This window comes from Roseovarius sp., from assembly GCF_030373445.1.
Classification (GTDB): Bacteria; Pseudomonadota; Alphaproteobacteria; order Rhodobacterales; family Rhodobacteraceae; genus Roseovarius.
Map to the genome: position 1 here is coordinate 175,519 of NZ_JAUCYU010000009.1, position 12,912 is coordinate 188,430.

At 63.2% G+C, this 12,912-nt stretch carries 10 protein-coding genes; 7 read left to right on the top strand and 3 right to left on the bottom strand.

Translation table 11 applies throughout. The annotated features are described in order from the left end of the window. Window positions 1-38 precede the first annotated feature (38 nt). From QUV18_RS16795 to QUV18_RS16815, 5 genes are all read left to right on the top strand, one after another. A complete protein-coding gene (locus QUV18_RS16795; RefSeq protein WP_300895172.1) occupies window positions 39-902 on the top strand; it encodes a xanthine dehydrogenase family protein subunit M in 864 nt (287 codons plus the stop codon). Next, on the top strand, window positions 899-1,378 hold the full coding sequence (locus QUV18_RS16800) for a (2Fe-2S)-binding protein (RefSeq protein WP_300895173.1): 480 nt from the start codon (window positions 899-901) through the stop codon (window positions 1,376-1,378). The genes QUV18_RS16795 and QUV18_RS16800 overlap by 4 nt, the downstream gene beginning before the upstream one ends. Continuing rightward, a complete protein-coding gene (locus QUV18_RS16805) occupies window positions 1,378-3,627 on the top strand; it encodes a xanthine dehydrogenase family protein molybdopterin-binding subunit (RefSeq protein WP_300895174.1) in 2,250 nt (749 codons plus the stop codon). The genes QUV18_RS16800 and QUV18_RS16805 overlap by 1 nt, the downstream gene beginning before the upstream one ends. A 55-nt stretch (window positions 3,628-3,682) precedes the next feature. Then, window positions 3,683-3,928 (top strand): MoaD/ThiS family protein, encoded by a 246-nt coding sequence (locus QUV18_RS16810; protein WP_300895175.1) that lies wholly within the window; start codon window positions 3,683-3,685, stop codon window positions 3,926-3,928. Between the two features lie 119 nt (window positions 3,929-4,047). Then, on the top strand, window positions 4,048-5,166 hold the full coding sequence (locus tag QUV18_RS16815; protein ID WP_300895176.1) for an acetoin utilization protein AcuC: 1,119 nt from the start codon (window positions 4,048-4,050) through the stop codon (window positions 5,164-5,166). On the opposite strand, the gene QUV18_RS16820 is transcribed toward QUV18_RS16815, so the two are convergent. Continuing rightward, entirely contained in the window at window positions 5,163-5,972 is an 810-nt protein-coding gene (locus tag QUV18_RS16820) for a heparan-alpha-glucosaminide N-acetyltransferase (RefSeq protein ID WP_300895177.1), read from the bottom strand. The two genes, QUV18_RS16815 and QUV18_RS16820, sit on opposite strands and share 4 nt — an antisense overlap. A gap of 145 nt (window positions 5,973-6,117) precedes the next feature. Between QUV18_RS16820 and QUV18_RS16825 the strand changes: the two genes are divergently transcribed. Continuing rightward, a complete protein-coding gene (locus tag QUV18_RS16825) occupies window positions 6,118-6,972 on the top strand; it encodes a sulfotransferase (RefSeq protein WP_300895178.1) in 855 nt (284 codons plus the stop codon). Next, complete coding sequence (locus tag QUV18_RS16830) at window positions 6,972-8,651, top strand: glycosyltransferase family 2 protein (protein WP_300895179.1); 1,680 nt, start codon at window positions 6,972-6,974, stop codon at window positions 8,649-8,651. Before QUV18_RS16825 ends, QUV18_RS16830 begins: the two co-directional genes overlap by 1 nt. A gap of 12 nt (window positions 8,652-8,663) precedes the next feature. Here the strand turns inward: QUV18_RS16830 and QUV18_RS16835 are convergent, their stop codons facing one another. Together QUV18_RS16835 and QUV18_RS16840 are read right to left on the bottom strand one after the other, a co-directional pair. Further along, window positions 8,664-9,518: a glycosyltransferase family 2 protein gene (locus QUV18_RS16835; RefSeq protein ID WP_300895180.1), complete on the bottom strand. Its 855-nt coding sequence runs from the start codon at window positions 9,516-9,518 to the stop codon at window positions 8,664-8,666. A 124-nt stretch (window positions 9,519-9,642) separates the two neighbouring features. Beyond that, the gene (locus QUV18_RS16840) at window positions 9,643-12,720 is read right to left on the bottom strand and encodes an FG-GAP-like repeat-containing protein (RefSeq protein WP_300895181.1); all 3,078 of its coding nucleotides are present in this window, start codon (window positions 12,718-12,720) and stop codon (window positions 9,643-9,645) included. Window positions 12,721-12,912: the final 192 nt, after the last annotated feature.

The following is a 12,912-nucleotide window of genomic DNA, read 5'->3' on the forward strand; positions in this document are numbered from 1 at the left end:
GAGGCAACGGGTTGGCGCGCTGAACAGGGAATGAAAAAATGAACTACCAGGCACCCACGTCACTTGACGCGGCGGTGGATATCCTGGCGGGCGCCAAGGGCGACTGCCGGATCCTCGCCGGCGGTACCGATCTTCTGGTGCGTATGCACTCGGACATGGCTGAACCGGACACGGTTCTCGATATCAAGCGTATCGACAGCTTGCGGGCGATCTCGCAGGAGGATGGCGGCTGGCGCATCGGTGCGGCGGTATCCGCCGCCGAGATGGGCGAGAACGCGGACCTGGTCGCCGACTGGCCGGGCGTTGTGGAAGCAGCGAACCTGATCGGGTCGACCCAGATCCAGGGCCGCTGCACCATCGCCGGGAACCTTTGCAACGCCTCGCCCGCGGCCGACAGCGTGCCCGCTTTGGTGGCGGCCGAGGCCAAGGCCCGGATCGCGGGCCCGGACGGCATCCGCGACATTCCGGTCGAGGACGTGCCGGAAGGGCCGGGCAAGACCTCGCTCAAGCCCGGGGAACTGGTGGCGTCGATCTTCCTTCCGTCGCGTCCGGAACGGTCGGGCGATGCCTATCTGCGGTTCATCCCGCGCACAGAGATGGACATTGCCGTGGTTGGCTGCGGCGTATCGCTGACGCTGGATGCCTCCGGCAATTGTGTCGCCGCGCGCGTGGCGCTGGGCGCCGTGGCGCCGACTGTTATCGTGGTGCCGGAGGCCGCCGAGGCGCTGGTTGGCACGTCGGTCGACGAGGATGCGCTGACCAAGATGGCCGCCGCCTGTTCGGAGGCGGCCAAACCCATCGACGACAAGCGTGGCACCGCAGAGTACCGCGTGCACATGGCCGGCGTTCTGGCCCGCCGCGCGGCTGTCATCGCGAAGAAACGTGCAGGAGGCGCAGCATGAGCATGATCCACGTCACCACAACCATCAACGGCGTCGCGCAGGAATATCTTTGCGAGGCCGACGAGACACTGCTGGACGTACTGCGCGACCGGCTGGGCATGACCGGCTCGAAGGAAGGCTGCGGCACGGGCGATTGCGGGGCCTGTTCGGTTACCGTCGACGACCGGCTTGTCTGCTCCTGCCTGATGCTGGGCGCCGAGGCCGAGGGCCGCAAGGTCGAGACGATCGAGGGCATGGCCGAGGGCGAGACGCTGCACCCGTTGCAGCGCAAGTTCATCGAGCATGCCGCGCTACAGTGCGGGATTTGTACGCCGGGCATTCTTGTCGCGGCGAAATCGCTTCTGGAACACAATCCGAACCCCACCGAGGAGGAGGCGCGCTATTGGCTGGCGGGCAATCTTTGCCGGTGCACCGGTTATGACAAGATCATCCGCGCCGTGATGGCCGCGGCCGAGGAAATGCGGGAGGCTTCGTAATGGCACTTGACGCAAAGATGGACGGAAAGCTGGATTTCAAGGTTGTCGGGACGCGGGTGAACCGCCCTGACGGTATCGACAAGGTGACGGGCCGCGCCCGGTTCGGTGCGGACATGACCGCGCCGGGGATGCTGGTGGGCAAGGTCCTGCGCAGCCCGCACGCCCATGCGAAGATCAAGTCGATCGACACCTCGGCGGCGGAAGCGCTGGAAGGTGTGCTCGCGGTGGTGACCCGGGCCGATTTTCCCGAGGTCGAGCTGGACGAGGGGACCTGGGACGTGCTCGACAACTGCATGGCCGGGGAAAAGGCACTCTACGACGGTCACGCGGTGGCCGCGGTGGCCGCCGCGTCGGAGAGCGTCGCCAAGAAGGCGCTGAAGCTGATCAAGGTCGACTACGAGCCGCTGCCGCATGTCATCGCCGTCGACGACGCGATGAAGGCAGACGCACCGGCCCTGCATGACGGTCGGCAGGTCGAGAACGTGCCCGAGGGCATGGGCGCCAACGTGGTCGCCCGTTACGAGTTCGGCCATGGCGACATCGAGGCCGGGCTGGGCAAGGCCGACAAGGTGCTCGAGCGGACCTACAAGACCGAGGCGACGCACCAGGGGTATATCGAACCGCATGCCTGCCTTGCGCAAGTGGGCAGCGACGGTCAGGCGGACCTGTGGTGCTGTACGCAGGGCCAGTACATGGTGCGCGATACCTGTGCCGCGATCATGGGGCTCAGCCAGAGCCGGCTGAAGGTGACCGCCTCGGAGATCGGCGGCGGGTTCGGCGGCAAGACCACGGTGTTCATCGAGCCCGTGGCGCTGGCCCTGTCGAAGAAGTCGGGCCGCCCGGTGAAGATGGTGATGAGCCGGTCGGAAGTCCTGCGGGCGACCGGGCCCACGGCATCGAGCTCGATCGATATCCGGCTGGGCATGACCGAGGACGGGCAGATCACTGCCGGTTTTGCCGAGCTGCGCTACCAGGGCGGGGCCTATCCGGGTTCGCCGGTGGAGTTCGGCTCGATGTCGGCATTCGCGCCCTATGACCTCGAGAACGTCAAGACGGTCGGGTGGGACGTGGTCGCCAACCGGCCGAAACAGGCCGCGTACCGGGCGCCGGGCGCGCCGATGGCGGCCTTTGCCGTGGAAAGCGCGATTGACGAACTGGCCAAGGGCCTTGGCCTCGATCCGCTGGAGGTGCGGCTGAAGAATGCCGCGCGCGAGGGCACCAAGGCGGCCTATGGCGTGACCTATCCGGCGATCGGGCTGGAAGCGACGCTTCGGACCGCGAAGGATCACCCGCACTGGACCGCGCCCCTGGGCGAGAACCAGGGGCGGGGGGTGGCCTGTGGCTTCTGGTTCAACTTCGGTGGCAACACCTGCGTGACGCTCAACGTCACGCCGGACGGTACTGTGAACGTCATCGAGGGCAACCCGGATATCGGCGGCAGCCGCGCGTCGATGTCGATGATGGCGGCGGAAGAGCTGGGTGTGCCTTACGAGCGGGTACGCACGGTGATTGCCGATACCGCCTCGCTGGGCCTCAACGACGTGACCGACGGCAGCCGGGTGACGTTCGCCGTGGGGCTTGCCACGATCGAGGCGGCCCGGGCCGCCAAGCGCGAGATGTGCAAGCGCGCGGCCATGGTCTGGGGCATCGACGAGGAGGCGGTCGTCTGGGAAGACGGCGCGGCACGGCCCTCGGGGCCCAATGCGGGCAAGCATGACCCGATGACCCTGGCGGATATCGCGGCGATCGCGTCGAACACCGGCGGGCCGATCGCGGGCCATTCGGAGATCAATGCGGAAGGGGCCGGGGTGAGCTTTGCCACGCATATGGTTGATACCGAAGTCGACCCGGAAAGCGGCGCGGTGAAGATACTTCGCTACACGGTTTTCCAGGATGCCGGCAAGGCCGTGCACCCGGATTACGTGGAAGGCCAGTTCCAGGGCGGCGCGGTGCAGGGCATCGGCTGGGCGCTGAACGAGGCCTATATCTATGGCGAGGACGGGGTGCTTCAGAACCCCGGTTTCCTTGACTACCGCGTACCGGTGGCGTCGGACCTGCCGATGATAGACACGGTGATCCTTGAAATCCCCAATCCCGGGCATCCTTACGGCGTGCGCGGTGTCGGCGAGACTTCGATCGTGCCGCCGCTGGCGGCGATCGCCAACTCGGTCTCGGCCGCGGCGGGCGTGCGCATGACAAGCCTGCCGATGTCGCCACCGAAAGTGCTGAAGGCCATTCAGACCGGGTGACTTGAGCGCCCGTCCCGGGCCAGTCCCGGGACGGGGTACGGAAAGGCGGCGCAGGATGGTACAGGTCCGGATCTGGGGATCGCTTGCCTCGGCCACCGATGATCAGACCGAGGTCGAGATCGAGGCGGGCACGTTGCGCGAGCTGCTCGACGGGCTGGCGGAGAAATATCCCGGCCTCAAGCCGCAGCTTGACCGGGGCGTGTCGGTCGCCATCGACGGAAAAGTCTATAACGACAGCTGGTTCACGCCCATTCGACCGGATAGCGAGGTGGTGCTTCTGGCACGTTTGCGGGGTGGATGACAGCGGTGAAGGACCTTGGGCGAGGCTCTGGGATGCGCCCGTCGGGATATGGATATTTCGGCCAAGAAGAAGTGGGGCGCGGCAGCTTGCCATATTCGCGCGGGCGCTAGCTTAGCCGCATGGAGCAGCCGCTTTTCATCGGGTCGGAGATCTACCGCGGGTCGAGCTACGGTGCGAAACACCCCCTGAGCATTCCCCGCGTGCCGACGGTGATCGACTTGTGCCGGGCGATGGGCTGGTTCGCGCCCCGCCAGTACCGGAGCAGCCCGCGGGCCAAGCCGCGGGCGCTGGAACTGTTTCATACGGCTGAGTATATCCGGGCGTTGCAGCGGGCCGAACGGGAAGGCGGGGTGAACTCGGCCACGCGGGACCGGCACCAATTGGGCACATTCTCGAACCCGATCTACCCCGAGATGTTTCGGCGACCGGCCACGGCCGCCGGGGGTTCCATGCTGGCGGCGGACCTGCTTTCGCGGGGCGGCGTGGTCTACAATCCCGGCGGCGGCACACATCATGGTTTTCCCGATCATGCCTCCGGGTTCTGCTATCTCAACGATCCGGTGCTGGCGATCAAGGTGCTCTTGCGGCAGGGGTTGTCACGCATTGCCTATGTGGACATTGATGCGCATCACTGTGACGGCGTGGCGGCGGCGTTCGCCGGAGAGCCGAGGGTTCTGATGATATCGACCCATGAGGCGGATCGCTGGCCCTTTACCGGAAAGTTTGAGGATGATGCCGGTGGGAATGCGATCAACCTGCCGCTGCCGCGGGGCACCGGCGACGACGGTTTCGCGCTGGTACGTGACGACCTGATTCTGCCTGCGGTTCAAGCCATGCGGCCCGAGGCGATCGTCCTGCAATGCGGGGCGGATGCGGTGGCCGAGGATCCTTTGGCGCGGCTGGAATTGTCGAACAACGCACACTGGGCTTTGCTGGCAGCGTTGATGCCGATGGCGCCGAGGCTGCTGGTGCTGGGCGGCGGCGGGTACAACCCATGGACAGTGGGACGATTGTGGGCGGGCGTCTGGGCAACGCTGAACGGGTACGAGATACCGGATCGGCTGCCGGAAGTGGCGGAGGCGGTGCTGGCCGGGCTGACATGGTCGCGGCGGTCGCGCGGGCCGATGCCATCGCAACTTTGCACAACTTTGCGGGATGCGCCGCGGCCGGGCCTTGTTTCCGAGGCGCTGCGCAGACAGGTCGCCGAATTGGCGGCGCGTCGGAGGGTATGGGCCTAGGGGAGGGTGCCGAGCGCCTTGGCGAGTAACCAAGTCAACGCGATCAGCACCGGCTGGTGAACGAGATAGACGAGAAGGCTGTGCCGGCCCGCCCATATCGCGGCCCGCGCGAGGCGGGAGGTTCTCGGTGCGGCTCCCCGGAGCCGCTGCAGCATGCCCCGGTGTTCAGCAAGGCTGACCAACGCGATCCCCAGCACGAAGGGAGCGAACCAAGGGAAGAAGGGTTCGAAATCGACCGTGTAGGGGATGGTCGGTGACAGGCCGGTCCAGTAGAGCCAGGGGGCGGTGAAGATCTCGCTTCGAAAGGTTGCCGGCAGCCAGGTGACAAAACCGGCAAGGAGGACGAGCGCCCAAACGGGAAAACGGAGAACTGCCAGGCCGACGACGCTCGAAAGCGCGATGGAATGGAGGATGCCGTAGTAAACGAAACCTTGCGGAATGAAGACATAGGTTGCGCCGGTCACGAGGGCCGCGGCAAGGGCGACCTTGGCAAAGCGTTTCAGGAAGGATCGCCAGTGGATCCGGCCGGGGTGGGCCAAGCGAAGGCTGAGGCCGGCGATCAGGATGAAGCTGCCGGCCGTGAGCATGGCAAAACCACGCCAAAAGGTGGTATGCATCGTGCCCGGCGGGGCGATGCCGAAGAGCTCGAGGTCGAAAGTGAAGTGGAACACGGCCATGGCGACGAGCGCTATAGCGCGGGCGATGTCCAGTTCTTCGATCCGGCCGGATGTCTGGTGCAGTGCGATGGCAGGCTTCCCCGTGCTGTTGTCGACTGACAGGTAGCGCGTGGTGCCGGGCTGTTCCATAGGCAGATAGAACAGCGAGCGCCTCCGCGACCGGCCCCGGATAACGGAGGAGTTTTCCGTTGCATGCCGGGGCGTTCAAAGATTATGCCGTTGAGGCGCCGGAGTTTGTCCTCCGGCGGCAGTGGGACGAGAACCGGGGCCTGCCATGAAATTTTGCATTGTAGGAACGGGGCGGTGCGGGACGCGGCTCTTGCGCAGCATGATAAATGCGCATCCGGATGTCTTCGTGTTCAACGAGACGCACTGGATCGTCAACCTGCACGAGGCGTTCGGAACGGCGGAGATGCCGTTCGAGGACCACCTGGACATTCTGCTGCGGACGCGGTTCGTGGATGGGTCGAGAACCACCGAGATCGACGTGGAGGATTTTCGCGCGGCCCAGGCCGGCGGCCCGGCGCGCATGACGCCTGCCGAATTCACCGATACGGTGGGTCGGTATTTTGCGCAGAAGGAAGGCAAGCGGTACTGGGCCGACAAGACGCCGGATTACGGTTATTTTGCCGGCACGCTGCAAACGTACTGGCCCGAATGCAAGTTCATCCACCTGATACGGGATGGCGCAAATGTCGTTCGGTCGATGTCTGGTCATCCGGGGTACAAGGCGCTGGTCGAACTTGGGCGTCAGAACTGGTGTCCGTTGTCGCTGGACTACCGGGCGTCGACTGTCGGGGGCCGCAAGCACGCGCGGAGCGCGTTTGTCGAGCTTTGGTACCGGAGGCTGATGCGCATCAGGAACGAGGGGGAACGCCTGAGACCCGGAAGTTACATGGAGGTCAGGCACGAGGATGTGCTGACCTCGCCGGCCGAAACGCTGGTACGGATTGCCCGGTTTACCGGGCTGCGCCCGGACAGTGACTGGGAGCAGGCAGCCATGGGCGCCATTAACGCGAAGCGAGCGGATAAGCCGCGGGCTGACAAGATGCTGCGCCATTTCGGCGACAAGCACCTGGCTTTGATGCGTGAGCTTGGTTACGCCATCGACTTGCCGGACGCGGGCTGATGCTGAAGCTTCTTTCCGACACGCTGGCCATGGATCCGGCCGACGTTCTCCTGGTCGGATGCCTACGAAACGAGATGCTGCGGCTGCCTTGGTTCCTTGAGCATTATCGCCGGCTAGGGGTAGATCGGTTTCTACTAGTCGACAATGATTCCGATGACGGGTCGCGCGAATTCCTGCTGTCGCAAAAGGATGTCACGGTCTTTTATACGGCCGGAAGCTACGCGGACAGCGAATGCGGCATAGCTTGGCAGAACACGCTTCTGGCCGAGTATGCCATTGGCCGTTGGACGTTCATCGTCGATATCGACGAATTGTTCATCTTCCCCGGGTACGAGCATGCACCGCTTGCCGACTTCTTGAAGTACGTCGAGTTGCATGGCGCTTCTGCGGTGGTCGCGCCGATGCTCGACATGTATTCCGATGGGCCCATTGCCGAGTTGGATTATCAATCAGGCCAGGACCTGATCGAAGCCTGCCCGTTCTTCGATGGCGAAGGCTATCAACTGGGTGGACCGAAATCCGAGGCGCACGGCCTTCTTGTTCGGGGAGGGCCGAGACACCGCCTGTTCTGGCAGTCGCGTAACAGGGAGTTCCCGTCTCCCGTTCTGAAGAAGACGCCACTTGTGCGATGGTCAGAGGCGTCTGAACTCATTGCCTCGACGCATACTCTTAAGGGCTGCACGTGGGCGGAGGTCTCGGGGCTGCTCCTACACTTCAAGTTCCTGCAGGACTTTGCGGAGAGCGCTTACGAGGAAAGCCGACGGTCGGAACATTTTGCCGAGGCTAGGCAGTACAGGGCCTATGACGATGTGCTGGCGGATGAGGCGGAGCTTACGGCGCACTACAACGGATCGGTGCGGTTCCAGGACAGTGCCCATCTTTGCAGGTTGGGGTTCATGAGAGTGCCGGATGGGTACAGTGTCCCCGTTAATCGAAGTGCGCTGCGCGTTGCCACCGGAACGGAAGACCCTGCGCAGGAAGAAGTGTCGCGGTCCCGGTCACCGAATGGGGCGATATTGCAACCTTCAGTCGCTGAAAATAGGATGGGGCACGCCCCCGAATTCCCCAAGGAGACATCCGGCATGCACGGGTATTGGAAAGATTTCTGCGTCGTCGACGAGAAGAAGCCGGACCTTGGCGGTAACCTTCTTCATGGTGACACGCAGGCCACAACGCCGGCGCTGTGGCAATTCCTGATCGATCGCTTCGCACCGCGGACCATGCTGGATGTCGGCGCGGGCCAGGGCATAGCGCTGAGCTATTTTCAGCGCGCCGGCATCATTGCACATGGCTTCGACGGACTCTTGCAGAACGTAAGGACCTCGAGGCATCCGATTGCCCTGCATGACCTCAAGCGCGGGCCGTATCGCTATCCGTGCGACCTGGTCTATTGCGTCGAGGTTGTCGAACACATCAAGGAAAAGTTTCTCGATAACCTTCTTGGTACTTTTCAGAATGCACCGGTGGTGGTGATCACCCATGCGCTGCCGGGGCAGCGGGGGCACCATCATGTCAATACGCAACCACGCGAATACTGGCTCGAGAAGATGGATGAGATCGGCTACAGCCTGTCGATGGACAATGAAAAATTCTGTGCCGTCGCCGCAGCCGAGAACGCGGACAGCTATTTCGCGAAGACGGGGCTGGTGTTTCTGCGGCGCTTATCTGACCGGAAGTAGGCGCGCAGCGGGTCAGTACCCCTTGCCGATCGCGGTGAAACGCCGGTCGATTACCGCTGTTCCCCGGTCGATATCCGCCGTCAGCGCGGCTTCAGAAGGCATCGCATCCGCCAGTACGGCGTCTATGCCCTGCTCCTGGTACATCCTGTACCACCGACGCCAGTGCCAGCCCATGTTCGGGGGAAGCTCGGTATTGGCTTCGTAGGCCTGTCCGCCCTGAATCACCTTCTTGGCCAGTTGAGCGCGGTTTCTCACGGGGAAGTGGAAGATCTCTATGCCGGAAGGCTGTTTCCTCACGGGACCGTCGTAGATCGCGAAATGGTTGCCCTGTGAAATCCGCTCCAGTCCTGCCGCGCGCATCATGATCTTGGGGTGAAGTCTGACGCAGAAATAGGGATGGTCCATGGGGTCGTGATAGATGTCTTCGAGCTTGGGGCGGGGGTAGGGTTTCTCGACACGGTAAACGAGCCGGTCGATCCAGGGCGTGTCGTCGGGCCAGTCGCACGGGTAGAGCATGTTCAGGCGATGGCAGACGAGGACGTTGGCATCGGACTGGTCGAGGCCATCTTTCAGGTTGCCGCCCGGGGCCGCCCAGAATTCGTCGGCATCGTTGCTGAAGATGAAGTCCGCGTTCTCCTCCTCGCGCGCCTGGAGCGCCGCCCTGGTTGTCCAGTCCGTCTGGTTGTAGTTCCTGCCGGGCTCGTCGACGACGGTGGCGACACCGGCGCGCTGATAATCGTCCAGAACGTCGCGCGTGCCATCAATCGAGCCGTTGTCGATCGCGACGACATGGTCGACCCCGTGGTCGAGGTGGAAGTTCAGATTGGAAGAAACGATGTCGATTTCGTCTCTGACGAGAAGCAGCATTACGAGCTTCATAAAACCCCTTCCAACGGTCAGGCAAGACGCGGTTTTCGGCCTCTATGCATGACGGGCTTCGGCCATTCAAACGGTTAGTTGCTTGATGGCAGGGGGGTGATGCCCGCGCCGGCTATTGACGGGTTACCCGGTACACGCGCCCCACGGCGAGTGGCCCGTCGATGACCGTTTCCGTGCCGTCTGCCCAGCGGATCGTTGCATCGGTCGCTTCGGGTTCGTCACCCAACCCGAAATGCGCGCGCGGGGCGTCGAAAGACATGAAGCCGCCGCCGAGCTGGATTTCCCGCGTCTGCCGCCGACCGGTCGCGTCGGAGACCGTGATCAGGGCGCCGATGCCGTCACGGTTTCCGGCTTCGTCCTCGAGCTCGATCACCAGTGCCTGATGCTGGGCATTGTTGCGGAAGAAGATGAGCGGGCCGTTGACAGGGTGTGTGACCATGTCGAGATCACCGTCATTGTCGGCGTCAAACGCCGTGGCGGCGGCTGTCATGAGGTAATCTTCCAGGCCTTCCGGCCCGGACGCCTCGGAGAAGGTGCCGGTCCCGTCATTCAGGAAGTATAGGTTGGAGGGTGACACCTCGTTCGGAACCCATGTGCCGTTGACGATGTATACATCGAGGTCTCCGTCGAGGTCGAAATCCTCGAACTTGGTGTCCCAGCTCCATCCGCCGACGTCGAGCCCCCGTGATTTGGCGCTGTCGGTGTAGTTGGTCCCCGAGGGTTCGAGCAGAACGTTGGAGCGCAGGATCTGCTGATGTGACTGGGCGGCCTCTTCCTCGGTTATCTCGCGGATGGGTTTGAAATGGATGTCGCAATAGGCGCGGGGAATCTTCTGGTCGTTCGGGATCACTTCGCAAAGGGCGGGATCGCGGCGCTGGATGGCGAGATCCTTGACCAGCATCGCGCGGCATTCGTTCTTGTTCCGACCGGTGAGCATGGCGCATTTGCCCGCATAGGTCGGGTCAAAGTTGTTGCCCGACCTGTACCAGCGCTTGATTTCCATATTCTTCTCGCAGATCGCCTTGGCCTCGGTGTCGGCGATGCCCGCGCAATACTGCCCCAGATCCTGCATTTTCAGCGTGCCGGAGACGCCCGAAGACCGCCCCGCGATCTGCGCGAGGTATATTTCCGCGGTGCCGTCATTCGCCAAATCGCCAGTCTTGATGGCCATCGTGGTGGTCGTCGTGTGGGGGATCCTGCCGCTGGCATGGTCGATCATGTCGAACGTGCCGGTGCCGTCGCCCGAGTAGAAGTAATCGGGAATCTCGAAATCGTTGCCGACAATGAGGTCCATGGTGCCGTTGCGGTCCATGTCGGAAAACAGGATCGACAGGGTTTCGCCGGGGATACCGGGGAGGTCGGTGAAACGTTCTCCGAGGATGCCGTCATCGTTCCACAGGATGCGATTGCGGGATTCTTCGCCCGGGATGCGGCGGTACCAGCCTGCCGCCCAGTTGCCGAGAGCGATGTCGAGAAAGCCGTTGCCATCGGCATCTGCGAAGGACAGCGCAAGGCTCAGGATCGCTTCGTCGCGGTTGGGCACCATCTCGGGCGGGGTGGCGCCGAAAGTGCCACCGTCATTCAGCCAGAGCCAGTTGCCTTCGAGATAGCTGGCCAGGAAGAGGTCCGGCCAGCTGTCATTGTTCATGTCGGCCAGTGCCGCATTGAAGATATGCTTGCCGGCGAGCGGACCGAGATCAAGGTCCATGCGCGAAAACTGGCCGTTGCCGTCGTTCTCGAAAAGATAAAGGCCCTGTTCGGTGGAGGCGATGGCGAGGTCGATATCCCCGTCGCGGTCGATGTCCCCGGTGCTGACCGAGCGGCCTTCCCAGAAAGGAGGCCACATGTCGCGAAAGGAAAACTCCAACGGCTTGTCGATGCCGACCTCGGCAGCTTCCATGCGGGTAAACCCGGTTTCGGCAGCAGGCGAGGGTAGTGCAAGCGGTTCGGCGGAGATGCTGATGCGCGCCGCGTCGTCGCTCGTGACCTGCCACGGGTCTGCGCCGGCCGCGTGGGCCGCGCCCCACGGCGCGGGCGGTGTCGCGCGGCTTTCCTGGAGCAGCATCTCGAGTGCCCGGTCGGATTGCCACCGGTGATAATATTCGGCTGCCCCGCCCCCGATTGCGCCGAGCAGCGCAATGGTTGCCCCCATCAGGCATGCTGCGCGAAGTCCCATGGATTGTGCGACGATGAAGAAGGAATAGACGCTGAAGCTTCCGAGCGTGAACAGGAGCGCCATCACGTAGCCGTGAGAGAGGCCCAGGCCGAGCAGGGCACCGGCGACCACCACGTCGAAGGCGATCGGGACGGGCAGGAAGACACCGACGAGCGCCACCACGAGCAGCGCCAGTATAGAGAAAGTCAGCCCGAGTATCATGTCCTGGGGCAGCAAGGTAGCCGCCACGGTGCCAACGAAGCCGGCAATCAGCATGAGTGGGACAGTCAGCTTGATGATGTACCAGAGGTTGCGCAGATACGTGACCGTCACGCCCTTGATGGCAGCGAAGATGGTTTCGGCGGCGGGTGGCTCGGTATCGGGCAGGTCGGATTCGGACCAGAAGGTCTGTCCGGGAGTTTGGGGCGGTATCTCTCGTATCGGCAGGGTGCGGCATATCAGCGGCACCAGCACGAGTATGACGAGAAGGCTCAGCCCGATCTTCATCAGGGCCATGTACATCGGCAGGAGCGAGAACAGCATTGTCAGGACAATGATGTTGAGCGTTGGCGATGCGACCATGGCACTGAGCGTCGTCTCTGCGCGCAGACCGGCGGAATACATGCCGCGTGCGATGGGCGCGGCGCAATTGACGCAGACGCCCAGCGGTGTGCCAATTGCCAGCCCCAAAGCGGAATTGGCGAAGCCGCCCCTGAAACTGCGCTGTCGGATATAGGCAGCCGCGGTCAGGAAGGCGGCCGCGAAGAGAACGCCGAACGTCATGCCCTTCTTGTTGGTGTTGACCCAGTTGAAGGTGGACCAGAAGATTCGCTGGGCTATGCTCATGTCCTGCGTCACGGGGAATTTCGCCTCGAAGCTGAGCGAATCCTCGAGCTGGATCGCGCCGGACATCATCGCCTTCTCATCGAGAGCGGGATAGCGGGAACCGGTCCAGAACAGGTAGGCAAGGACCGCGACGATCAGCGCGGCCAGAAAAAACCTCTTCTGGTAAGGGTGTTGTATGAGAGTCGTCATGTCCGTGTTCCTTCCCCTTGAGGTCGACGCACAAGTTTGATCCGAGCCTGGGTGAGCGAAATAGCCGTCCGGCGGGACGTTCTCGTGACTTTATTGGTTCGCCCCGGGCGAGGGTGGAAAATCTGCCCGGGGATGAAATCATGGTGCCGGTATTCTGCGCGAATACGTCGGTAAATCAAGAAAATCGGGGCG

Bases quoted from the DNA above. Each gene is read 5' to 3' on its own strand.
- QUV18_RS16795 (WP_300895172.1), top strand. From the start codon at position 39: ATGAACTACCAGGCACCCACGTCACTTGACGCGGCGGTGGATATCCTG.
- QUV18_RS16800 (WP_300895173.1), top strand. From the start codon at position 899: ATGAGCATGATCCACGTCACCACAACCATCAACGGCGTCGCGCAGGAA.
- QUV18_RS16805 (WP_300895174.1), top strand. From the start codon at position 1,378: ATGGCACTTGACGCAAAGATGGACGGAAAGCTGGATTTCAAGGTTGTC.
- QUV18_RS16810 (WP_300895175.1), top strand. From the start codon at position 3,683: ATGGTACAGGTCCGGATCTGGGGATCGCTTGCCTCGGCCACCGATGAT.
- QUV18_RS16815 (WP_300895176.1), top strand. From the start codon at position 4,048: ATGGAGCAGCCGCTTTTCATCGGGTCGGAGATCTACCGCGGGTCGAGC.
- QUV18_RS16820 (WP_300895177.1), bottom strand. From the start codon at position 5,972: ATGGAACAGCCCGGCACCACGCGCTACCTGTCAGTCGACAACAGCACG.
- QUV18_RS16825 (WP_300895178.1), top strand. From the start codon at position 6,118: ATGAAATTTTGCATTGTAGGAACGGGGCGGTGCGGGACGCGGCTCTTG.
- QUV18_RS16830 (WP_300895179.1), top strand. From the start codon at position 6,972: ATGCTGAAGCTTCTTTCCGACACGCTGGCCATGGATCCGGCCGACGTT.
- QUV18_RS16835 (WP_300895180.1), bottom strand. From the start codon at position 9,518: ATGCTGCTTCTCGTCAGAGACGAAATCGACATCGTTTCTTCCAATCTG.
- QUV18_RS16840 (WP_300895181.1), bottom strand. From the start codon at position 12,720: ATGACGACTCTCATACAACACCCTTACCAGAAGAGGTTTTTTCTGGCC.